This is a genomic window from Sulfurospirillum sp. MES (assembly GCF_000789415.1).
Taxonomy (GTDB): Bacteria; Campylobacterota; Campylobacteria; order Campylobacterales; family Sulfurospirillaceae; genus Sulfurospirillum; species Sulfurospirillum cavolei.
This window is the reverse complement of the sequence record NZ_JSEC01000001.1, coordinates 391,828-412,810: the sequence shown is the minus strand read 5'-3', so window position 1 is coordinate 412,810 and position 20,983 is coordinate 391,828. Positions and strand designations below refer to the sequence as shown.

The 20,983-nt window shown below is 46.2% G+C and carries 24 protein-coding genes; 14 read left to right on the top strand and 10 right to left on the bottom strand.

The annotated features are described in order from the left end of the window. Position 1: 1 nt before the first annotated feature. The 4 genes from hemN to hemB are packed head-to-tail and all read right to left on the bottom strand — an operon-like array spanning position 2 to position 3,772. Positions 2–1,375, bottom strand: a complete 1,374-nt coding sequence (hemN, locus tag OA34_RS02120) for an oxygen-independent coproporphyrinogen III oxidase (protein ID WP_039672170.1) — start codon at positions 1,373–1,375, stop codon at positions 2–4. A gap of 8 nt (positions 1,376–1,383) precedes the next feature. Next, positions 1,384–1,842, bottom strand: coding sequence for a DUF2603 domain-containing protein (locus tag OA34_RS02115; RefSeq protein WP_254376712.1), 459 nt, complete (start codon positions 1,840–1,842; stop codon positions 1,384–1,386). Positions 1,843–1,871: 29 nt separating this feature from the next. After that, complete coding sequence (gene argF, locus OA34_RS02110) at positions 1,872–2,798, bottom strand: ornithine carbamoyltransferase (RefSeq protein WP_039672168.1); 927 nt, start codon at positions 2,796–2,798, stop codon at positions 1,872–1,874. Then, the gene (hemB, locus tag OA34_RS02105) at positions 2,795–3,772 is read right to left on the bottom strand and encodes a porphobilinogen synthase (protein WP_039672167.1); all 978 of its coding nucleotides are present in this window, start codon (positions 3,770–3,772) and stop codon (positions 2,795–2,797) included. The genes argF and hemB overlap by 4 nt, the downstream gene beginning before the upstream one ends. Before the next feature lie 77 nt (positions 3,773–3,849). Between hemB and ribA the strand changes: the two genes are divergently transcribed. The 3 genes from ribA to mscL are packed head-to-tail and all read left to right on the top strand — an operon-like array spanning position 3,850 to position 5,283. After that, positions 3,850–4,413 (top strand): GTP cyclohydrolase II, encoded by a 564-nt coding sequence (gene ribA, locus OA34_RS02100; protein ID WP_039672166.1) that lies wholly within the window; start codon positions 3,850–3,852, stop codon positions 4,411–4,413. Positions 4,414–4,421: 8 nt separating this feature from the next. Continuing rightward, the gene (locus OA34_RS02095) at positions 4,422–4,862 is read left to right on the top strand and encodes a GNAT family N-acetyltransferase (protein ID WP_039672165.1); all 441 of its coding nucleotides are present in this window, start codon (positions 4,422–4,424) and stop codon (positions 4,860–4,862) included. Beyond that, the gene (mscL, locus tag OA34_RS02090) at positions 4,855–5,283 is read left to right on the top strand and encodes a large conductance mechanosensitive channel protein MscL (protein WP_039672164.1); all 429 of its coding nucleotides are present in this window, start codon (positions 4,855–4,857) and stop codon (positions 5,281–5,283) included. Before OA34_RS02095 ends, mscL begins: the two co-directional genes overlap by 8 nt. A 56-nt stretch (positions 5,284–5,339) precedes the next feature. Here the strand turns inward: mscL and OA34_RS02085 are convergent, their stop codons facing one another. Further along, the gene (locus tag OA34_RS02085) at positions 5,340–5,936 is read right to left on the bottom strand and encodes a superoxide dismutase (protein WP_039672163.1); all 597 of its coding nucleotides are present in this window, start codon (positions 5,934–5,936) and stop codon (positions 5,340–5,342) included. A gap of 165 nt (positions 5,937–6,101) precedes the next feature. Between OA34_RS02085 and OA34_RS02080 the strand changes: the two genes are divergently transcribed. The 6 genes from OA34_RS02080 (at position 6,102) to OA34_RS02055 (ending at position 11,199) form a co-directional block, all read left to right on the top strand. Further along, positions 6,102–6,530, top strand: coding sequence for a desulfoferrodoxin family protein (locus tag OA34_RS02080; RefSeq protein ID WP_039672162.1), 429 nt, complete (start codon positions 6,102–6,104; stop codon positions 6,528–6,530). A 161-nt stretch (positions 6,531–6,691) separates the two neighbouring features. After that, on the top strand, positions 6,692–8,677 hold the full coding sequence (locus OA34_RS02075; RefSeq protein ID WP_039672161.1) for a methyl-accepting chemotaxis protein: 1,986 nt from the start codon (positions 6,692–6,694) through the stop codon (positions 8,675–8,677). 124 nt (positions 8,678–8,801) lie between these two features. Next, positions 8,802–9,359: a 16S rRNA (guanine(527)-N(7))-methyltransferase RsmG gene (rsmG, locus tag OA34_RS02070; RefSeq protein WP_039672160.1), complete on the top strand. Its 558-nt coding sequence runs from the start codon at positions 8,802–8,804 to the stop codon at positions 9,357–9,359. Then, a complete protein-coding gene (locus OA34_RS02065) occupies positions 9,349–9,576 on the top strand; it encodes a PP0621 family protein (RefSeq protein ID WP_060826619.1) in 228 nt (75 codons plus the stop codon). Before rsmG ends, OA34_RS02065 begins: the two co-directional genes overlap by 11 nt. After that, positions 9,573–9,947 carry a hypothetical protein gene (locus OA34_RS02060; RefSeq protein ID WP_039672159.1) on the top strand — a complete coding sequence of 125 codons (375 nt, stop codon included), beginning with the start codon at positions 9,573–9,575 and terminating at the stop codon, positions 9,945–9,947. Before OA34_RS02065 ends, OA34_RS02060 begins: the two co-directional genes overlap by 4 nt. A gap of 4 nt (positions 9,948–9,951) precedes the next feature. Continuing rightward, on the top strand, positions 9,952–11,199 hold the full coding sequence (locus tag OA34_RS02055) for a GGDEF domain-containing protein (protein ID WP_039672158.1): 1,248 nt from the start codon (positions 9,952–9,954) through the stop codon (positions 11,197–11,199). Here the strand turns inward: OA34_RS02055 and OA34_RS02050 are convergent. From OA34_RS02050 to OA34_RS02040, 3 genes are read right to left on the bottom strand one after another with little or no spacing between them, the layout of a single operon-like run. Beyond that, a complete protein-coding gene (locus OA34_RS02050; protein ID WP_039672157.1) occupies positions 11,196–12,224 on the bottom strand; it encodes an alanine racemase in 1,029 nt (342 codons plus the stop codon). The genes OA34_RS02055 and OA34_RS02050 overlap by 4 nt on opposite strands. A gap of 2 nt (positions 12,225–12,226) precedes the next feature. Beyond that, positions 12,227–12,460, bottom strand: a complete 234-nt coding sequence (locus OA34_RS02045) for a hypothetical protein (protein WP_039672156.1) — start codon at positions 12,458–12,460, stop codon at positions 12,227–12,229. A 9-nt stretch (positions 12,461–12,469) separates the two neighbouring features. Further along, positions 12,470–13,591, bottom strand: a complete 1,122-nt coding sequence (locus OA34_RS02040; RefSeq protein ID WP_039672155.1) for a L,D-transpeptidase family protein — start codon at positions 13,589–13,591, stop codon at positions 12,470–12,472. A 159-nt stretch (positions 13,592–13,750) separates the two neighbouring features. On the opposite strand from OA34_RS02040, the gene OA34_RS02035 reads away from it, so the two are divergent. The 5 genes from OA34_RS02035 to nuoF are packed head-to-tail and all read left to right on the top strand — an operon-like array spanning position 13,751 to position 18,001. Further along, a complete protein-coding gene (locus tag OA34_RS02035) occupies positions 13,751–14,110 on the top strand; it encodes an NADH-quinone oxidoreductase subunit A (protein ID WP_039672154.1) in 360 nt (119 codons plus the stop codon). Beyond that, on the top strand, positions 14,101–14,619 hold the full coding sequence (locus OA34_RS02030; protein WP_039672153.1) for an NADH-quinone oxidoreductase subunit B: 519 nt from the start codon (positions 14,101–14,103) through the stop codon (positions 14,617–14,619). Before OA34_RS02035 ends, OA34_RS02030 begins: the two co-directional genes overlap by 10 nt. After that, entirely contained in the window at positions 14,612–16,279 is a 1,668-nt protein-coding gene (locus OA34_RS02025; RefSeq protein WP_039672152.1) for an NADH-quinone oxidoreductase subunit D, read from the top strand. Before OA34_RS02030 ends, OA34_RS02025 begins: the two co-directional genes overlap by 8 nt. Continuing rightward, entirely contained in the window at positions 16,276–16,761 is a 486-nt protein-coding gene (nuoE, locus tag OA34_RS02020) for an NADH-quinone oxidoreductase subunit NuoE (protein WP_039672151.1), read from the top strand. The genes OA34_RS02025 and nuoE overlap by 4 nt, the downstream gene beginning before the upstream one ends. Continuing rightward, a complete protein-coding gene (gene nuoF, locus OA34_RS02015) occupies positions 16,751–18,001 on the top strand; it encodes an NADH-quinone oxidoreductase subunit NuoF (protein WP_039672150.1) in 1,251 nt (416 codons plus the stop codon). Before nuoE ends, nuoF begins: the two co-directional genes overlap by 11 nt. 22 nt (positions 18,002–18,023) lie before the next feature. On the opposite strand, the gene OA34_RS02010 is transcribed toward nuoF, so the two are convergent. Further along, complete coding sequence (locus OA34_RS02010; RefSeq protein WP_039672149.1) at positions 18,024–19,505, bottom strand: NADH-quinone oxidoreductase subunit N; 1,482 nt, start codon at positions 19,503–19,505, stop codon at positions 18,024–18,026. Beyond that, entirely contained in the window at positions 19,502–20,980 is a 1,479-nt protein-coding gene (locus tag OA34_RS02005; protein WP_039672148.1) for a complex I subunit 4 family protein, read from the bottom strand. The genes OA34_RS02010 and OA34_RS02005 overlap by 4 nt, the downstream gene beginning before the upstream one ends. Positions 20,981–20,983: the final 3 nt, after the last annotated feature.

Below are 20,983 nucleotides of genomic sequence, written 5' to 3'. Positions count from 1 at the left end.
TTTACACCGTTTTACTGAAGCGTCGTTGTGCTTCAGGAATTTTTTTAAGGTATGCGTCAAAAGGCATCACGATATTGCGAATGAGCAACGTACCCGTGGTATTGACGAGAATTTTTTTCTCCACTTTATCGATCATCACCAAATCTTCTGCGACAAACGGCGCAAGAGCGGCGATCGCATCGGAAAAATAGTCAAAAAAGTCGATGCCAAACTGCGCTTCAATGCCTGCGATGTTGAGCTTAAAGTTGCTCATCATCTCCATAATGACGGCTTTTCGAAGCACATCGTCATCATTTAAAACCAGTCCGCGATGCACGGGAAGTTTTCCCTCGTCGATGGCTTTTTCGTATTCGTCCATCTCTTTGAAGTTTTGCACGTAATGTTTCAACCCCTCTCCGATGCTGGTCAGTCCGATACCGATCAAATCCGCGCCGCCTTTGGTCGTATAGCCTTGGAAGTTACGGTGCAATTCGCCTTTTTCAATCGCCAAGAACAGCTCATCATCAGGTTTTGCAAAGTGATCCATACCGATCATTTTATAGCCATTGGACTCTAAATAATCAATCGTGTAGCGCATAATAGCAAGCTTAACACTGGGGTGCGGAAGCGTGGTTTCATCGATCTTGCGCATTGATTTTTTCATCCACGGCACGTGCGCGTAATTAAAAACCGCCAAGCGGGTCGGATCTAAAGAGACCGCCAAACGAAGCGTCTCTTGAAAGCTCTCAAAAGTTTGGTACGGAAGTCCGTAGATCAAGTCCATATTAATCGACTTAATGCCCGCTTCTTTAGCCATTTTTACGGCATTTTGCGTCACGTCGTACGGCTGAATGCGGTGAATCGCTTTTTGCACCTCGTCGTTAAAGTCTTGAACCCCGTAACTAATGCGGTTAAACCCGTTACATGTCAAAACGTCCAACTGCTCTTTGGTTAAAAAGCGCGGGTCGATCTCACAGCTGATTTCGGCATCTTTGGCGAAGTTTTTGAAATGGCGTTTAATCGCGCCGATAATGCGCTCTAACTGTTCTGTGTTAAAAAACGTCGGCGTTCCGCCGCCAAAGTGCATCTGAATCACTTCACGCGAGGTATCGAGGTGTTTGGAAAGCAGCTCTAATTCGCGCTCCAAATAGTCGATGTAACGCTCTTTTTTATCTTCTTTACTCGTGTAAACGACGTTACAGCCGCAAAAATAACACGCACTTCGGCAAAACGGAAGGTGAAAATACAAAGAGAGTTTACGGCTCTTATCTTGATGTGCCAAAACATCTTCGTAGCTTCTACATGTAAAGCTCTCATGAAACTCCGGAGCGGTCGGATAGCTCGTGTATCTAGGTCCCGCTTTGGAATACTTGGCAAATTTTTCAAAATCAATCATATGCGTCCTTAGCGCGTTGTCGCGCTGATAATACTCGAACCTTCCGGCAAGTAGAGGTCTTTCAAATCCAAAAAGAGGTTGGGATGCTCTTTTTTGATCTTCGCGATTAAGCTATCAAAATCGATGTTTTTCTTTTTGCTTCGATTGAGCTCTTCCATTGCCACGCTTAAGACGTCGTGAAAATCTAAAGGCAAATGCTTTAAAATACTCTTCTCAAGTTTCAAAAAAAGAGCCTCTTGTTCGGCTTCTTTAAAATGCTCGATCATCTTACTGAGCGTCTCGATCGACAAAAGCGCATGAAGTTTATCGTTTTCGTCGTAAACTAACCACGGCTCTTTCGTGTTATCCCACGAACCGCTTTTCAGGCGCAATACTTTTGCCTCACTCTCTTCGCTTGGAAGAATTTCCAAAACCGTCTGTTCTTTTTGTTTGGTTGGGCTTAAATTTTTAGAAATTTTTTCTATCATCTTAAACTCTTTTCGTTTTTTAAATTCCATTAGTTATTTCTGTGCTTATCCAGCCATACCATCACGGCTTTTTGGGCATGAAGTCTGTTTTCTGCCTCATCAAAAATCTCATCGGCATGCGCTTCAAAGACACTCTCGCTCACTTCATAATCGCGGTACGCTGGCAAGCAGTGTAAGAACATCGCATCGTCTTGCGCCAAGCTCATCATCGCATCATCGACCATAAACCCTTGAAAATCGGCGATGCGCTTCGCTTTTTCTGCCTCTTGTCCCATTGAAACCCAAGTGTCCGTGGTAACAACGGTAGCACCTGTGATCGCCTCTTTGGGGTCATTTCCAATCGTAATCACCGCACCACTCTCTTTGGCAAATGAGAGCGCATCTTCTAAGATTTGGGCATCCACTTCATATCCTTTAGGTGTGGCGATGCGAAGTTCAAAGCCTAGTTTAGAAGCGAGCATCAGCCAGGAATGTGTCATATTGTTTCCATCGCCCACATACGCTACGATGGGGTTTTGATCTTTTTGATACTCGACCATTGTAAGATAATCCGCCATCAATTGAACAGGATGGTACGAATCGCTCAGACCGCTGATGACAGGTACGCGTGAATACGCCGCAAACTCTTCTAAGGTGCTTTGCGCGAATGTGCGGATCATCACCATATCGACCATTCGGCTAATGACACGTGCCGTATCTTTCATCGGTTCACCGCGCCCTAGTTGTAAGTCATTGGAAGAGAGGAACAAGCCTACGCCTCCTAGCTGATGAATCCCCACTTCAAAACTGACACGTGTTCGTGTACTGCTTTTTTCAAAAATCATGCCTAAGGTTTGATTTTCAAGGTAGGGTTTAAATTTGCCTTTTTTCGCCTGTTTTTTGATCTTGATCGCCAAATCGATGATCTCTAAAATCTCTTTTTTTGAAAAATCTTTCAGTGTGAGAAAGTGTCTCATTTTGTTCTCCTTAAAATCTCAGCTACTTCTTTCGCGTGGTAACTGATGATGATGTCAGCCCCCGCGCGTTTAAACGCGATCATCGTCTCCATCATCACACGCTCATAATCGATCACACCCGCTTTTGCGGCCGCTTTTAAGAGCGCATATTCGCCACTCACGTTGTAAACACAAAGCGGTGTCGACGTTGCTTCGCGGACATCACGCACGATGTCAAGGTAGGCAAGAGCGGGCTTTACCATCAAGATGTCCGCACCTTGCGCTTCATCTTCCACGGATTCTGCGATCGCTTCGCGACGATTGGCAGGATCCATCTGGTAGGTTTTACGATCGCCAAAGCTAGGCGCAGACTCTGCTACATCACGGAATGGTCCATAGTACGCACTGGCAAATTTAGTCGAATAACTCATGATCGGAAGGTTAATGAAGCCTTCACTGTCCAACGCTTCGCGTAACGCTTCGATCATCCCGTCCATCATGCCTGATGGTGCTATCATATCAGCACCGGCGTGTGCGTGAACAAGGGCTTGTTTGGCTAAAATCTCTAAAGTCGCGTCGTTATCAACGCTTTCGTGCTCCATATCTAAAATGCCGCAATGTCCGTGGTCGGTGAATTCACAAAAGCAAAGATCGGTCACGACAAACATCTTCGGATGCGCTTTTTTCACCGCTTTGATCGTGCTTGCGATAATGCCATGCTCACAGAGCGCGTCGCTTCCCACACTGTCTTTGACCTCAGGGATACCGAATAAAATAATCGAATTGATCCCCAACTCCTGCAACGTGCCGCACTCTTTCACGATCTCGTCGATGCTCATCTGATACACACCTGGCATCGAGCCAATCTCTTTTTTAATCCCCTCGCCATTTCTAGCAAATAACGGATAGATAAAATCGTCCATACTAAGAGTGGTTTCGCGCACAAGGGAGCGAAGCGTTGCGTTCATTCTGAGTCTTCTAAATCTTTTAAACATTCTTTTGCCTTATCTTCGTTAGAATTATCGTCGCTTATAAAAAATAATGATTTTAGCATAACTGGATATAAAAGAAAATGAAAATAGAAATTTCCGAAGTTGCAAACCTTCCCTCTCGGTTTGGAAGCTTCAAAATTCAATCGTTTAAAGAGGGTATTAAAGAGCATTTAGTGATCTTCAAAGAGCCCTTAGGTACGATTCCTTTAGTCCGAATTCATAGCGAATGTCTTACGGGCGACACTATCGGAAGCCTGAAATGCGACTGTCGCGACCAACTCGAGTATGCCTTGAAGCTCATCGAAAAAGAAGGCGGTATGGTCATTTATTTACGCCAAGAAGGGCGTAATATCGGGCTTCTCAACAAAGTCAACGCCTATGCTTTGCAGGATAAAGGTTTTGATACCATCGAAGCCAACCATCAGCTCGGTTTTAAAGCCGACGAACGTACCTACGAGATCGTCGAGTTTATCTTAAACCGTTTTAACGTCTCGAAAATCCGACTCTTAACCAACAATCCCAAAAAGCTCGAAAGCCTCAAAGGGATTGAAATTACAGAACGCGTGCCCGTGATTATCGAGCCGAACGTTTTCAACGAGAAGTATTTAAAAACGAAAAAAGAGCAAATGGGACACCTTTTTTAGGAGAAACCGTGATACGCGAAGCCAACGTTCAAGATGCCGACGTTTTAGCGATTCTTCTCGAACAATTGGGCTATGAGAACACGTCCTCGTTTCTTCCCGCGCGCATTCAAACGCTTTTAGAACATCCCGACGCGTCTTTGGCGGTATACGAAACCGAGGGTCGCGTCGTCGCTTTGCTTTGTTTACATGTCATTCCTCAAATCGCCCTACTCGGTCCGTTTTTACGGATTAGCTACTTTGTCGTCGATGAAACGATGCGTTCGGCTCACATCGGTGCAACCTTAGAAGCTTATGCTTTAGACGTCGCTCGAAAGAAAGGCTGCGATCGCATCGAAGTGCATTGCCATGAAAGACGCAAAGACGCACACCGTTTTTACGCACGACACGGTTACGTCGAATCGCCGAAATATTTTGTCAAAAACCTACATGTAAGGAGTGAAGATGCTTAAAGAATTTCGCGATTTTCTCGTCAAAGGAAACGTCGTCGATATGGCGGTCGGTTTTATTTTCGGAGCGGCGTTTGCGACGATCGTCAAATCGCTGGTTAGCAACGTCATCATGCCGCCGATCGGCTTGTTGCTCGGGAACGTCGATTTTTCGTCGCTTTTTATTGCACTGGACGGCAAAAGCTACGCCTCTTTAAGTGAGCTTGAAAAAGCGGGTGCTCCGGCGATCAAACTCGGTGTTTTTTTCAACGACCTGACCTCCTTTGTTATTTTGGGATTTGTCATGTTTATGATGATCAAAGGCTACACGAAGATTGCACCCAAAAAAGCACCCGAAGCTACGACGAAAGCGTGCCCCGAGTGCGCGATGAACATTCCCCTCGCCGCTAAAAAATGTCCGCATTGTTTAAGCGATCAAGCATAACATCGACGCACAAAAATCCTTACATGTAAGATGACATGTAAGGATTTTATCGTGCGTTATAACGCCAAATTGGCTTCGGCAAACTCCCAATTCACGAGATGTTTTAAGAAAATATCGAGATAATCTACGCGCCTGTTTTGATAATCCAAATAGTAGGCATGTTCCCACACGTCGACGGTTAACAAAGCTTTTTGAGCATGCACCATCGGCGTATCGGCATTGGACGTTTTCGTCACTTTAAGCACGCCGTTTTCCAGCACCAGCCACGCCCAACCGCTTCCAAATTGCGTCGCACCCGCACTTTTAAATGCTTCAACAAACGCTTCGTAGCTTCCGAAAGCTTCGTCGATTTTTGCCGCGATCGCACCGCTTGGTGCACCGCCGCCGCCTTTTTTCATCGAATGCCAATAAAACGTGTGGTTCCACACCTGTGCCGCATTGTTGAAAATAGCCGTTTTTTCGGGCTTGTTCGCCGAGAGTTTGATGATCTCTTCCAGCGGCACGTCCGCAAGGTCGCTTCCTTGAATGAGATTGTTTAGGTTTGTAACATATGTTTGATGATGTTTTCCGTGATGAAATCCAAGAGTGTCGGCACTGATATAAGGCGCAAGCGCATGAGCTTCGTAAGGAAGCGGAGGTAAAGTAATCGCCATCGTAAACTCCTTGTCGTAAAATAATCGTCTCGTTCATTCTATCGCTTCTTGCTAAAGGAATGTTAAATCTATGAATTTAGTCTCTTAGTTACATTTTTTTATCAATTGACTTTTGAAACTTTTTAGCTATAATTTTTTCGTATTTTCATCTTAAAGGAGTTGCGTATGGAACGAAGAGATGCTTTAAAAATAGGTGCTCTTGCCGCATTGGCGACGACGGTTGCAAGTGCTTACGACGAAAAATTAATCGTCAATAAACAAGCTATGAGCATTAAAGATCCGGCAAATCCTACCGAGGCGGAACTTAAACACTCTCCCGAAATCACGATCGGTGCGGCGGATAAAAACGGCTTTGCGCTGGTGGAAGTCAATATCGGACAAAAAGGCGTTCTTCATCCAAGCGTCGAGAACCATTGGATTTACGAAATCACGCTTTTTGCGGACGGACACAAAGCGGCAACGGTTTCGCTTGAGCCTAAAACGTCTCGAGGCTATTTGGCGGCACGCATCGATACGAAAAGCGTCAAAACGCTTTCCGCCGTTGCACGCTGTAATCTCCACGGCGACTATACCTCTTCTATCGCCGTTGTTTAAGCTTTTTTGATATAGCGTATTTGGGACGCACATCACGTGCGCCCCACGTATCGATTTTGAGCCTTTAATATTCGTTTGACGTACGTCAATGCATTTGGATTTCCGACACCAGTATAATCAACGCTATGAAATAAAACGACTTTTATACGAGGAGATAGAGTATGCGCCGCACCGTTAAGCTTCAACTAGCCTTTGTCTCGATCGTCGTCGGTCTCGTCGCCTTACTTATGGGTGTTAGAATGGCTATGACGACGCATGAAAAACTCTCCAATATTCAAAACCTTCAACGTATCGTCTCTCTTTCGACGAGCATTAGCTTACTCGTTCACGAAAGCCAAAAAGAAAGAGGTACGAGTGCGGGATATTTGGGCTCGTCGGGGAAGAAATTCGCCGACAAGCTTCCCTCGCAACGTCAATTGACGGATCAGGAAAGAGCGCGCTACCGCCAAGCACTTCAAACGATCGATTTGAGCCGATTTCCCGCTTCTTTGGGTGAACAGATCCAGACGATCGATACCATGCTTTCCAATCTGGAGAGCATTCGAAAACGCGTCGATACCTTTGCGATTAGTGCGGCGGAGCAAGTTGATTTTTACACGCTTTTAAACAAACACCTTTTAGACATCGTTACCTCCTCGTCCATGCTCTCGAATAATCCCGAAACCATCAAACAGCTCAATGCCTACGCCAATTTTCTCAAAGCCAAAGAACGCACGGGCATCGAACGGGCCGTCTTGTCCAATACCTTTGCCGCCGATGCCTTCGCGCCGAACATGTTCGTTAAACTGATTACCCTCGTCTCCGAACAAGCTTCGTATTTGGATGCTTTTTTAGGCACGGCTTCGCCTGCTTCGATAGCGTTTTACCAAAAAACGATGCAATCGCCCGTCGTGGGAGAAGTCGAGAAGATGCGCTCAAGTGCGATCACCAAAGCCAACGAAGGACATTTTGGCGTGGATGCAACCGTATGGTTTAACACGATTACCGATAAAATCAACCTGCTCAAAAGCGTCGACGATCATCTCTCCGCAGAAATCGAACAAACCCTTAACGCCTTGGAAGCCTCAACGTACCGCCATGTTTGGATTGAAGGCAGTGTGCTTGTCTTAACCGCCTTGATTATCATCGTTTTACTGTATGCTACGTTTAAAGACGTTTTACAGGCCATTACCGTTTCGGGAAAAAAATTGGAAAGTATCGCTTCCAACCTCGATCTTACCGAATCGCTCACGTTGAAAAACGATAACGAAATCTCCGATACGATGAAACAGGTACAAACCTTGATTTTAAATTTTAAAGCCTCCATCTCCAAAGCGTTAGAGACTTCCGACCAAAGCGTCGAAGCAAGCCATTCGTTAAACAGCGTTTCCGCCGACCTCTCCTGCAATATCGAAAAACAAAACCGCTTTATGCATACCGTCCAATCCGATATGCAACGCTTAAAAGCGAAAGAGTTGGAGATGAAACACACATCGTTTCAAACCTGTCAAGACCTCCAACAAACGCAAGAGATCCTCAATACGTTTGTCACCAATATGCGCAGCGTCGTCGATCGCACGCGTCAAAGCGCACAAGAACAACACGCTCTAAGTTCTCAAGTTGAATCGCTTTCGCAACAAGCGACGCAGATCAAAGAAGTCCTTAGCATTATCGACGACATCGCCGATCAAACCAATCTTTTAGCCCTAAACGCCGCTATCGAAGCCGCACGCGCAGGCGAACACGGGCGCGGATTTGCCGTCGTCGCCGATGAAGTGCGCAAATTGGCCGAACGTACGCAAGCCTCACTGCTTGATATTAGCGCGACGACCAACGTTATCGTACAAACGATCGACCTTGTGACCGATAAAACGGAAAAAATTTCACAATCGTTTTTCAGCCTTTCGCAAGACACGAATCAACTCATCGGCGATTCCGAACGCACCTCCGCAACATTGAGCCGTACCATCGAAATCTCCGAGCAACAAAGCAGTGAACATACGCTCGTCGCGCAAACGGCGGAAACATTTATGCAACAAATCGACGATATGACGTCGCTCTCCGAACATAACAACGCTTTGGGCGAACGCGTCAAAGAGATTTCCGGTCAGTTGTTGACAAAAGCACAAAACGCCAATATCGAACTACGCCGCTTTCGTATCCGTTAAACGCTTTCTTTGGTTACATGTAGATCGTACGAAAAATGCTTACCGTACGACCCACATGTAAACCTTCCTTAATCGCCCTTTAGATACGATATACTTTTAATATCTTTTTTTCAAAGGGCACGCAATGCTTCCGGAATATTTTGACTCACATGCCCAAACGTACACATCGCTTTTATTGCACTATAATCGTACGCACAATATTTCCGGAGCCAAAACGCACGAAGCGGTCATGAAAAATATCGAAGATAGCGTCTATCCTTTACAGTTTTTGGAAAGCTCTTCGTTTCGAACGGCAATCGATATCGGCACGGGAGCGGGTTTTCCGGGAATGGTCTTGGCGTTTGCGCTACCGAACGTGCATTTTACGCTTTTCGAACCGATTGCAAAAAAAAGTGCTTTTTTACATCTGGTCAAAACAACGCTCGATCTTAAAAACGTTGACATTGCAACCGATCGCGTCGAAAAAGTAGCGCCTTTCGAGGTCGATTTGATTAGTTCGCGCGCCGTGACCCAAACAAAAACACTGGTACGATTGTGCCGTAATTTTATTCGCCCTACGACAACCTTACTGTTTTACAAAGGCGAATTCGTCGAAGAAGAGATCAAAGGGTTGTCGAACTGTCGCGTGTACCAAAGAGAAAAACGTTATTATCTTGTGATGAAGGATGTCGATGTTGCTTAAAATCGCGCTATTTTGCGCCGTTATCGTATTGATTTATCTCTTTTTTTTCAAAAATGCTCGAAAAGAAACGATTCAAAAAAACCGCGACGCGAAGAAATTAGAAGGCGAAACGATGGTGGAATGCCATGCGTGTTCAACGTTTATTAGCCATAAAGACGCCATCATTAAAGACGGTGTTTTTTATTGCTCCAAAGAGTGTGCAAGGTTGACGTCATGATCATTTTAGGACATTCGCTCATTCCCTATACGCCTTTTTATCGTATCGCCGCTCAAGAAGCATTGTCTCACACGCCCTCAAACGCGATCGTGCTTTTTGAGTTTGACGCGCCTTTGGCAAGCTATTGCTTCGCGCAAAATGTTCCGTTTGCCATGAACGTCAAAAACATTCAAGAGCTGATGTTGGGTCATGCGCTTCATGCTTCGTATTTCGTCGTCGGTAAAGCCTTGGTATTACAAGCGCAAAAAATTGCCGACGACTATCTCTTCGACGCCAAAATACTGTTGGCTTCAAGCGACGATAACGATATTGAGTTTGCCGCCTTGCACGGTATCGACGGTATTTTGTTTGCTGACGGAATCCGCGAGTAAGCCCATGCGCCGCGACCTTAACCTCTACGTTGTAGCTCTTATCGGTGCTCTTGCTTATTGGATATTGGACGCTTTTTCCAACGTCGTGCTTTACGGGACTTCTTTTGGAGATGAACTTTTATTGTGTTCAAACCATAGCGTCGCATGGATCAAAATAGCGATTTTTGCGCTGATTTTTGCAGCGATTTTCTTTTCGAAACGTTTTTCTTTTCCTCTTCAAGACGAAAAATATACCGAACCTGTAGACGAGATCGCACAGCTTCAACAACTCTCCGATGTCCTACTCTCTTCGCTTTCGACCAAACTCAATACCGTCAAAGCATTGGAGATTCTTGAAAAAAACTTGTCCTTAGAAGCAACGCTTTTGTTTCTCTACGATAAAGAGAGCATGACGCTTTACAATGAAAACACTTTTATTAAAGTGCACTTTCGCACCAAAGAGATTCATCCTCTGCACACCAACCCGTACCAAAGCGAAATCGAAAAAATCGCGATTCAAATCTACACCAAGAAATCCGCGTTTTCCAAAGAACATGTTACGATCGATAAAAAGACTTTAACGCTTTTTGCTTTTGAGATTAAAGAAGAGCGTCATGAAAAGATTTTGGGAAACTTAATGCTGGCAAGCTTCGCGCCTGAAATCGTTGAAGCCCACATGTCGATCATTCGCCGTTTTCTTCAAATGCTAAGCTTTGCCCTTTCCCTTTCGGCAAAAAAAGAACTCTTGCAAAGTATGAATACGAGTTACGCCGGCGAAACGACGCAATACGATAAAACGCTTGACGTTTTTACCTATTTAAAACTCCAAGACGAAGTGCAACAAGAGTTTAAACGTCACAAACGCTACCACACGAATCTCACGCTCGTTCTCATCGAAATCAACGCCTTTAAAAATATCAGCAATATCTTTCCCGCCGCCGTTATCACGGGATTTAAAAGAGAATTTATTCAACTGGTGAAAAAAAATACGCGCGACATCGACGTCTTTGCAAAATGGACCGACGATCGTTTTGCGCTTTTGCTACCCGAAGTCGATTTTAGAGCGGGATTGGGCGTCGCTAAAAAATTTCAAGCCTTATTGGCTCAAACGAAGTTTTCCCATATCGGAACGATTAGTTGCAGTTTCGGCATTACCTCTTTGGCTCCCAAAGATACCTTATCGACGTTTAAACTTCGAGCGGAGAGCGCATTGAGCGTCGCTAGCACGCGCGAAGCAAGCGGCGCAATCGAAATCAAGTTGTTCGCGAGCTAAATCACGATACGTTTTAACGAAGCGGAAAGTTTGGTCGTAATTTCGTAGCTAATGGTATGAAATTGTTTTGCAAGCGGTTCTGCGTCATCAAACATACAGACTTTCGCGGCATCGCCGCCCACGCAAAAACTATCCATCGACATACGTCCTTTGGTTGCTTTGCCATCTGCCATCAACACGGGTTCAAACCCGTCGAAGCGGAAAAAACCGTCCCCGTAACCGATGTCGTACGTCGAGATCACTTCGTCCTCTTTCGCTTCGTAAATACCGCCGTATCCGACGCGTTCTCCTTTTTTAAGGATGCGCGTGCTCAATTTTTCCGCCCATAACGCCATAACGGGTTTTAAGTCGTACGTACCGATACGCGGATCGACCGGACTGTAGCCGTACATCGCAATCCCCGGACGTGCGAAGTCGTCGTCGCCTAAGGAGTTCGAGCGCAAAAGCCCCGCTGAGTTACAACAGTGAAAATGAATCTTCGGAAATGCGTACATGTTAGCAAAAGAGCGGATTTTTGCTTTTGCGCGTTCAAAATTGGAACGTTGCCAAAAAAACTCGCTCGTCAATTCGTCGGCACTGCGAAAGTGCGTAAAAACACCTTTGAGAAGCAACCCTTTTTGTGCAATCAATGCCAGTGCCGCTTCGATCATCTCTTCTTTAATGCCGTTTCGATGCATGCCCGTATCGATGCTCAAATGAATCGCCGCTCCGGGAGGAAGCGCATGCAATGCCTCTAGCGAATGCGTTGCAAACGAAATGCTCGGATGCAAGCTTTTATGCGTCGGATGATCGACTAAAGCCAAAACTTCGTCAAACATCGGAGCGATGATTTTAGCCTCGTCTATCGTCTTAACGGCGGCGCGGACGATGCCGTACTCTTGGCATAAACGCGCCATTAAGGCGACGTCGTGTCCGTAGGCATTGTCTTTTAAAACCGCCATCAGCTTTTTTTTGCCGCCGGCTTTATCGCTCAAAAGCGTGAGGTTATGGAAAAAATGCGCTTTGTTAATCGTAATATATGCCATCTCTAATGCCTTAATTCGAACGCTTTAACGACAAAACTCCTAATTTTGCGCGCTTGGTAATCAAGTTTGTAAAAGTGTTCGTAAACCGTTTTGGCATCTAACGTAGGATGGTTCGAAAAGTCAAAACCGATACCCTTTTCGTCTTTGGGAATCGTCTCGTCCATATACGCCAAAAAAGCTTCACGCGCTGCGATCAATTTGGCTAATTCTTCTTCAATCTCTTCGTGTTCTTGCATCTTTCTTTCCTATTTTTCCGCCAATATCTGCATTTTATCGCCGACCATCTCTATATACAGCTCTTTATCGCCTTTTGAAGCAAAAGAGGGACTTTTGTACGTTTGGTAAAACGAAACTTTGAACAGTTTTCGATCGTCTACGGTCGGATACGGCGAAATACTGATATTTTCAAACAGAATCGTTTTGTTCTCTTTGCGTGAGAAAATTTGTTGTTTCATCGCCGAAAATTTTGCTTTTCCGGAGCCGTCCGATTTTTTGAAATCGTTGGAATAGAGATTGAGATAGGTCGTGATGTCGTTGACCTTCCAAGCCCGTTGCCATTTATAAACTTCGCTTAAAATCGTTGCAACTTGTTCGCGCGTCATTTTAGGGACTTTCGATTCGCCGATAATGACGACCGCACTTTGTGCGTTAATCTCCGTATCAAGGGTTAAGATGGCGTTGTTTTCCATGACCACGCACCCTTTACTCAAATCGTCTCTGTCTTTTCCGTCAATCGGCATACCGTGAATCCAAATGCCGTCGCCCGTTTTATTGCGTAAGACGTCGAAAAGATTGGGATACGAGAGTGAAAACGCCAACGGGCCGTAAAATTGATTGGTCGGCTTGAAACGTTTAATGATCTCATACACGCCCACCGGCGTTTTAAGATCGCCGCGTTTGACTTTATCGCCGCCTTTGCCCATAATAACGTCGTCGTGAACGCGAACGAGTTTCAATCCGTCTTCTTCGACATGGAAGACGTCACAGCGTCTTTTCTCTTTTTCACACACGATCAATGACTCGACGTCTTCGTAGTAGCCGTAACTCACATCGATTCCCTTAAGTTGCTTCAACCAATGATCGCGCGAAACCGACTCTTTTTCGCTCGGCGTTTTGAATTTAACGAAACGTTTTTGACCCAATTTAACCGCCGGCTCTTTAGGCTCTTCTTTTTTCGCCTCTTTTACTTCTTTAAAGGGTTCTTTGACCTCTTTGATCTCTTTCACTTCTTTGACTTCGTACTCTCGTTTTAAAAGCTCCTCGACGGCTTTAATACCTTTTGTTTTGTAAACGTAGTAAATATCGTCTGCCGTAATCGCGGCATACAAACCTAAAGAGAAAAGAGACAAAAAAACCAAATAGCGCATACACAATCCTCTAACTTTAATAACAATTTTGGGTGCTATTGTATAAAAAAATCTCTTAAGCATCGCTCTTTTTTAGCGATAAAATTGATTTTCTTTTTTTACGTCTCTTTTACATTTCTTTGGTTATGATGATTTCAGACCTTAGAGGAGATACGATTAATGTCTGAAAACCTTTTTTTAGCGTCGTGTATCGTCGCCTTTTTAACGCTTTTCCTTCCTCTGCTTTTTTTAGCTTCGTCACGTTTAGGTCCTCGAAGCGAAACGAAAAACAAACACATGCTCTACGAAAGCGGCATCAGCTCTCCGATCGGCACGAGCGAGGGGCGTATGAGTGCCAAATTTTACCTGATCGCTATTTTATTCGTTTTATTCGACGTCGAAATTATTTTTATGTTTCCGTGGGCACTCAATTTAAGAGAACTCGGTTTTCTCGGTCTTTTTGAGATGCTGACGTTTATCCTGCTTTTAGCGGCGGGTTTATGGTACGTCTATCGTATCAAGGCACTCTCATGGCAGTAGGAGCCGAGGCGATTTTCGGCGATAGCGTCATTACGTCGACGCTCGAGAGCGCACTTTCATGGGCAAGAGAATCGTCGATGTGGCCGTATGTTTTCGGAACGGCGTGTTGTGCCATCGAGTTTATGAGCGTGGCAAGCAGCAAATACGACATCTCGCGTTTCGGCGCAGAAGTGGTGCGTTTTTCGCCGCGCCAAGCCGATTTACTGATCGTCGCAGGAACGATTAGCTACAAGCAAGCACCGATTTTAAAAAAAATCTACGATCAAATGTGCGAACCCAAATGGGTCATTAGTGCCGGAGCTTGTGCTTGTAGCGGAGGTTTTTACGACAATTACACTACCCTTCAAGGCATCGATGCGATTATTCCCGTCGACGTCTACGTCGCCGGATGTCCGCCGCGCCCCGAAGCTTTTTTAGACGCACTTTTGGCAATTCAAAAGATTCAAGCCGACGAACCTTTGCTCCTTGATCGTGCCAAACGCGTTTTTAAAGGACGCCTTGATGCCTAAAGCCTTTCTTGAACGCTTCGAAAAAGAGGTTTCAATCGACGCGTACGGTGCGTACAAACTCGATGCTTCTTTAATACTGAAAGCCTTACATGTACTGTATCAAAACGACGGTTACACGTTTTTAGTCGATATGACGGCCATCGATTATTGGCATCAGTCTTCGGCGTTACGACGTTTTGCGATCGTCTATCTTTTACGTGATCGACTTTTTTCCAACGTGATAACGCTTAAAATCGACGTGGACGAAACTTTAGCGGTCGATAGCATCGCTTCTTTATTTAAAAGCGCCAATTGGGCGGAGCGCGAAATCTGGGATCAATACGGCATTCATTTTAAAAACCATCCCAACCTCAAGCGCATTTTAAATCATAAAGAGTTTATCGGACATCCGTTGCGTAAAGACTATCCCATCACGCAAGGACAGCTCTGTCATAAAAGCGACGATTTGATGGACGAGATGACGCCTCGACTCAAACGCAAAGGCATTGAATCGCACGATGCGTTGATGTTTCTCAATCTAGGACCCGCACATCCGGCAAGCCACGGGACGATTCGCACGTTTGTGGCATTAGAGTCCGAAACGATCCGATGCGCCATCAGTGAAATCGGCTACTTGCACCGCGGTTTTGAAAAATCGTGCGAAAACCATACTTACAACCAAATCATTCCTTATACCGACAGGCTCAATTACTGTTCGGCGATTTTGAACAATATCGCTTTCGCGCATGCGGTGGAGGGTATTTTGGGCATTGAATTGCCCGATCGCGCCCAGTTTATCCGCGTCATTATCGGCGAACTTTCGCGTATGATCGACCATTTGGTCTGTTTGGCGGCGATCTTGGTCGATATGGGCGCGCTGACGAATTATTGGTATTTGTACAACCCCAGAGAGAACGTTTACGATCTTCTTTCCAAGCTCACGGGAGCGAGGCTGACCAACTCTTACATGCGCATCGGCGGTATGAGCCACGATCTCTACGAAGGGTTCGAACACGACTTACATGTCTGTTTGAAAGCCATCGATACGGGAGTCGGCGATACGCTCACATTGATAGAGCATAACCGAATCTTTCACGATCGAACGCAAAACGTGGGTATTATTTCCCAAGAAGAGGCAATCAACCGAAGCCTCAGCGGTCCCAACCTCAGAGCCTGCGGCGTGGCATACGACCTGCGCGTCAATGCGCCTTATTACCACTACGAGAGTTTCGATTTCGATATGGCGTTAGGCAGCGTGGGCGACGTGTACGATCGCATTATGGTACGTTTTGAGGAGATCAGGCAAAGCAAACGCATCATCGAACAAGCGATGAAACGCCTTCCCCAAGGTGCGGTGTGCGTTGCGGATCGCTCGATTTCGCTACCGCCCAAGCATGAAGTTTACGGCAATATCGAGGGCTTGATGAATCAGTTTAAGCTCGTTTTCGAGGGCGTCAAAGTGCCTCCGAGCGAGTCTTACCGCGCCATCGAAGGGGCTAACGGAGAGCTCGGCTTTTTTATCGTCAGCGACGGAAGCCCCAAACCGTATAAAGTCAAAGTCAGACCGCCGTGTTTTTATGCAATGGCGGCGTACCCGAGCATCATTGAAGGCGGTATGATCGCCGATGCGATACTTAGTTTAGGAAGTTTGAATATTATTGCAGGAGAGTTGGATCGATGAGTCGTTTTGGGTTTAATTGGGAGAACGAAGAAAAATTTGACGCGTTGTTAGAGCGTTATCCCGACAAACAATCGTTAATGTTACCCGCCTTGTGGATGGTTCAGTACCAAGAGGGGTGGATTAGCCTAGATGCGATACGTTTTATCGCCAAAAAATTAGAACGTACGCCTATGGAAGTCTATTCGGTCGCTTCGTTTTACACGATGTTTCAACTCCAACCCGTCGGCAAATACCATATTCAGCTCTGCCGAACACTCTCGTGCATGCTCTGCGGCTCGAAAAACATTCAAGAGTACCTTCAATATAAACTCGGCATCAAAGTAGGCGAAACGACGCCCGATCGACAATTTACGCTCTCACTCGTCGAATGCCTCGGCTCATGCGGTACGGCACCTTGTATGCGGCTCAACGATGCGTATATTGAGAACCTAACCCCTGAAAAAATCGACGAAATTTTAGACGGACTTTGCCATGATCGCTAAAGTGGTCAGCAAAAATTTCGATATTCCAAACGCCCATACCCTCAAAGTTGCGCGTGCCAACGGCCGTTATGCCTCCTTGGAAAAACTCTTTTGCCTCAGCCCCGATGAAACGATTTGCGAAATAGAACGAAGCGGACTTCGAGGCAAAGGCGGCGGCGGTGCCTTAACGGGAGAGAAATGGCGACTCATTCCGCCCCAAAGCTCCAAGCCCGTTTACTTGGTCGTCAATGCCGACGAAGGCGAACCGGGGACGTTTAAAGACCGTCAAATTTTAGAGTTTGACCCGCATTTGCTGATCGAAGGCATCATCTGCGCAAGTTACGCCATCAATGCACACCACGCTTACGTATACATTCGCGGCGAATACGTCTTTTGGATGAACCGCCTGCAACAAGCGATCGACGAGGCTTATGCGGCGGGACTTTTGGGAAATAGCGTCTTCGGTCGTGATTTTTCTTTACATGTCACGATTCACAAAGGTGCGGGAGCGTATATTTGCGGCGAAAAAACGGCACTTTTGGAATCGTTAGAGGGCAAGCGCGGACACCCGAGACTCAAACTCAAAGGCAAAGAACCCGAATGGTTTTTCGGCAATCCGACCGTCGTCAATAACGTCGAAACCATCGCCAGCGTGCCGTTTATTATTCGCGAAGGTTATGCGTCGTACCGTGCTTACGGTACGGAACAAAGCCCCGGAACGATGCTGTTTGGCATCAGCGGACATGTCAAAAAACCGGGCGTGTACGAACTGCCTTACGGGACAAGCATGAAACGCGTCATTTACGAGTTGTGCGGCGGCATCAAAGGGGATAAAAATCTCAAAGCGATCATCCCGGGAGGCTCTTCGGTGCAAATCCTCAGAGCCGATGAGATCGACGATATAACGCTTGATTACGAATGTCTCAAAGCACACGGCTCGGCTTTGGGCACGGGCGGTATGATCGTACTGGACGAGAGCGTGAGCATTCCCGAAGCAATGAAAAATCTGTTTGCATTTTACCATCACGAATCGTGCGGTCAATGCACGCCGTGTCGCGAAGGTACGGGCTGGGTCGATCGCATCTTAGCCAAAATCTTAGCGGGAGAAGGAAGCAAAGAAGACTACCAAACCATCCTCGATGCGGTCGATACGATGAACGGTAAGACCATCTGCGTTTTCGCCCCATCGGTCGCTTTTATCGCGCAAAGCTACCTTAAAAAATTTCCCGATGAGTTCGAGGCACTGCTTCGCGCACATTAGTATGTCGACATGCGATGCGTTGTTATTTGATAAACAACGACATGTAAGAAAGTCGTGCGGTGTCGATGAGAAAATCCACGCCCGGAAAGTAAGCGATAAAGGTATTGCCGATGCCGCCCCAGATGATTGCTAGGGCGATCAAACCGATCGTTAAGGGCGTAATACCCTTAAGGCTCGGTACGTCTTTCCAATCCGAATCGCACGCAGGGTAAAAATACATGAGCGCGATCAGTTTAAAGTAATAATACACCGATACAAACGTCGCCACCACGCCGCATACGGCAAGAAAGGTATAACCCGCTTCGATCGCTCCGGTAAAAATATAAAATTTACCCACAAAACCGATGGTGCTAGGTATTCCCGCCAAAGAGAGCATAAAGACGCTCAGCATCGCCGCCATGTAAGGATGCACATGGGCAAAGCCCCTAAAATCTTCGTACGTTACCCTGACATGTTCGTCCGCCGCAATATACGAAATCAGCCCGAACGCGCCCATTGCCGAGAGAAAATAAGCGACGAGGTAATAGATGATCGACGAAGCGGCACTTTCACCCGCGTAACCGATCGAGACGAAAGCGATCAGCAAATAGCCCGTATGCACGATGCTCGAAGCCGCCAGCATTCGCTTCAAGCTCTTTTGGATAATCGCCAAAAAACTGCCGTACAAAAGCGTTGCGATAATAACGACGATGAAAAGCGTATCCCACGTATCGCGGATCGGGTCGAAATCCACCAACATCAAACGAAGAATAAACCCGAAAATCGCCACTTTAAAGGTCGCCGCCATAAACGCGCTCACCGGAAGCGAAGAGCCGTCATACACGTCGATCGTCCAGTTTTGAAACGGAAACGCGGAGATTTTGAACAAAAACGTTACCAAAATCAAAGTCGCACCGATGATCACGAGTGAAACGTCTTTACCCATCAGCGTATCCAAGCGGTTTCCCATCTCTCCCAAGATCGTCGTACCCAGCCCCGCATACACAAACGCACTGCCTAAAAGAAAGAAGATGCCCGCCAAAGAACCTAACACGAGGTATTGAAAACTCGCTTCCACGCGTTTGTCGTGGACTTTTTGAAAGCCGATCATCACGTAGAGGCTTAGCGACGCGATCTCCAATGCGATAAAAGCACTGAGCAATTCGCTTGCATGCACCAAAAGCATCATCCCGAAAACCGAAAACAAGAAAAGCGAAAAAAACTCTTTTTTAAAGTGTCTCTTTGCCTGAAAATAGTGCGTGCCGATCAGTGAAGTTACCAATGCGCCGCTTAAAATAATCGCATCGAAATAGACCGAATAACTATCGACGATGAGCATTTTGTGAAAAAATTTCGGCAAAGGGAAAAAGGTGAACAACTCTCCGAACGACGTGAGCGTAAGGATCAAGCCGATCAGAAGCGTCACGAAAGCAAACACGGAACAGTGTTCCATACGAACTTTGGGCATCGCCGACAAAAGCATCAAAAGCACCGCGCCCAAGGCAATGCATCCAAGCGCGATCATGCATTCGCTCCTACATGTAAGATCGTATCGAGGTAATAGTGCAAGGTCGGCGTAATTTTTGCCAAGAAAAAATCAGGATAAACACCCATCGCGACGATCAAAAACGCCAAAGGAAACAGACCGACGATTTCGTGAAGACTCAAGTCGCGCATGTGCGAAACGTCGTTGCCGCTTTGCACCAAAATCGCTTTTTGAAAAACCCAGAACATATAACTCGCCGCCACCAAAACGGTCAATGCCGCTAAAACGCCCAAATAGGGATTGTAATGAAAAATACCCAAAACGATCAACAGTTCCGCCACAAAGCCGTTCGTTCCGGGAATGCCGACCGTACAAAAGAGCATGATCGCAAAGTAGACGCTAAACCACGGAGCGCGCTTGGCAATGCCGCCCAAGGCACTTAGCGGGCGAATCCCCAAATGGCGTTGCATCACGCCGACCAATAAAAAGAGCCCTCCCGTGGCAATCGCGTGAGCAACGATGAGAAAGGCACTGCCCGTTAAGCCTTGCATGTTGAGCGAAAAAACGCCCGCAGTGATCAGCCCCAAGTGCGACGCCGAAGAGTACGCGAGCATCTTTTTGATGTTATCCTGCACAATCGCCGCAATGCCGAAATAGATCAAACCGAAAATTCCCAAGCCGATAAAAAAGCGCGCGTAGGCGACAAAAAGATCGGGAAAAAGCGGCATCGTAAAGCGCACCAAAGCATACACGCCCAATTTTGCCATGATCGAAGAGAGTAAAAAAACGCCTCCGGTAGGCGAAGTCGAGTAGGTTTCCAAGAGCCACGAATGAAAGGGAAAAAGCGGGATTTTGATCGCAAAGGCGATCATAAAACCGGCAAACAAAAACATCTCTTGAGCCTGTGTCAAACTCGAAATCCGCACCAAATCCGAAAGTGCAAAACTCCATGCCCCGAATTCGTAGTAGTGCGACACGCCCAAATACAAAATACTCACAAACATAAAAAGCGACCCCATAATCGTGTAAACGGTGATCTTCAAGGTCGAAAAAACACGATTGCCCGAGCCGAAAAGCCCGATAATCATAAAAACGGGGAGCAGCATCGCTTCCCAAAAAAAGTAAAACAAAAACAGATCGAGTGAAAAAAGCGTACCGCTAATGCCCGATTGAATGAAAAGCATACTGATCCAATAACTTTTCGAACGTTCGTTGTGCCACAACAAAAGGTACGCACTCGGAAGCAACGTGGCGATGAGCATCAAAACGATCAGCGAAAAACCGTCGACGCCGACGCGATACGCGATACCGTAGCTTTTGATCCAATCGTATTGCTCGTAAAACTGCATCTGCGCGCTTGGCACAAAATGTTCATGCACGTAAAACGCCAACGCAAAAATAATCAAAGAGACGCCAAACGCTCCGTTACGCGTTGCTTTTGCGCCCACGGGAAGAACCAAAAGCACGCACGCAACCGCCATCGGTAAAAAAATAATCCAAGAGAGGATACCCATACG

Coding starts and splice junctions, on each gene's coding strand:
- nuoE (WP_039672151.1), top strand. CDS start 16,276: ATGAGTCGTTTTGGGTTTAATTGGGAGAACGAAGAAAAATTTGACGCG.
- OA34_RS02040 (WP_039672155.1), bottom strand. CDS start 13,591: ATGCGCTATTTGGTTTTTTTGTCTCTTTTCTCTTTAGGTTTGTATGCC.
- OA34_RS02010 (WP_039672149.1), bottom strand. CDS start 19,505: ATGATCGCGCTTGGATGCATTGCCTTGGGCGCGGTGCTTTTGATGCTT.
- OA34_RS02045 (WP_039672156.1), bottom strand. CDS start 12,460: ATGCAAGAACACGAAGAGATTGAAGAAGAATTAGCCAAATTGATCGCA.
- mscL (WP_039672164.1), top strand. CDS start 4,855: ATGCTTAAAGAATTTCGCGATTTTCTCGTCAAAGGAAACGTCGTCGAT.
- OA34_RS02075 (WP_039672161.1), top strand. CDS start 6,692: ATGCGCCGCACCGTTAAGCTTCAACTAGCCTTTGTCTCGATCGTCGTC.
- hemN (WP_039672170.1), bottom strand. CDS start 1,375: ATGATTGATTTTGAAAAATTTGCCAAGTATTCCAAAGCGGGACCTAGA.
- nuoF (WP_039672150.1), top strand. CDS start 16,751: ATGATCGCTAAAGTGGTCAGCAAAAATTTCGATATTCCAAACGCCCAT.
- ribA (WP_039672166.1), top strand. CDS start 3,850: ATGAAAATAGAAATTTCCGAAGTTGCAAACCTTCCCTCTCGGTTTGGA.
- OA34_RS02060 (WP_039672159.1), top strand. CDS start 9,573: ATGATCATTTTAGGACATTCGCTCATTCCCTATACGCCTTTTTATCGT.
- hemB (WP_039672167.1), bottom strand. CDS start 3,772: ATGTTTAAAAGATTTAGAAGACTCAGAATGAACGCAACGCTTCGCTCC.
- OA34_RS02050 (WP_039672157.1), bottom strand. CDS start 12,224: ATGGCATATATTACGATTAACAAAGCGCATTTTTTCCATAACCTCACG.
- OA34_RS02005 (WP_039672148.1), bottom strand. CDS start 20,980: ATGGGTATCCTCTCTTGGATTATTTTTTTACCGATGGCGGTTGCGTGC.
- OA34_RS02030 (WP_039672153.1), top strand. CDS start 14,101: ATGGCAGTAGGAGCCGAGGCGATTTTCGGCGATAGCGTCATTACGTCG.
- OA34_RS02055 (WP_039672158.1), top strand. CDS start 9,952: ATGCGCCGCGACCTTAACCTCTACGTTGTAGCTCTTATCGGTGCTCTT.
- rsmG (WP_039672160.1), top strand. CDS start 8,802: ATGCTTCCGGAATATTTTGACTCACATGCCCAAACGTACACATCGCTT.
- OA34_RS02085 (WP_039672163.1), bottom strand. CDS start 5,936: ATGGCGATTACTTTACCTCCGCTTCCTTACGAAGCTCATGCGCTTGCG.
- OA34_RS02025 (WP_039672152.1), top strand. CDS start 14,612: ATGCCTAAAGCCTTTCTTGAACGCTTCGAAAAAGAGGTTTCAATCGAC.
- OA34_RS02065 (WP_060826619.1), top strand. CDS start 9,349: ATGTTGCTTAAAATCGCGCTATTTTGCGCCGTTATCGTATTGATTTAT.
- OA34_RS02115 (WP_254376712.1), bottom strand. CDS start 1,842: ATGATAGAAAAAATTTCTAAAAATTTAAGCCCAACCAAACAAAAAGAA.
- OA34_RS02035 (WP_039672154.1), top strand. CDS start 13,751: ATGTCTGAAAACCTTTTTTTAGCGTCGTGTATCGTCGCCTTTTTAACG.
- argF (WP_039672168.1), bottom strand. CDS start 2,798: ATGAGACACTTTCTCACACTGAAAGATTTTTCAAAAAAAGAGATTTTA.
- OA34_RS02080 (WP_039672162.1), top strand. CDS start 6,102: ATGGAACGAAGAGATGCTTTAAAAATAGGTGCTCTTGCCGCATTGGCG.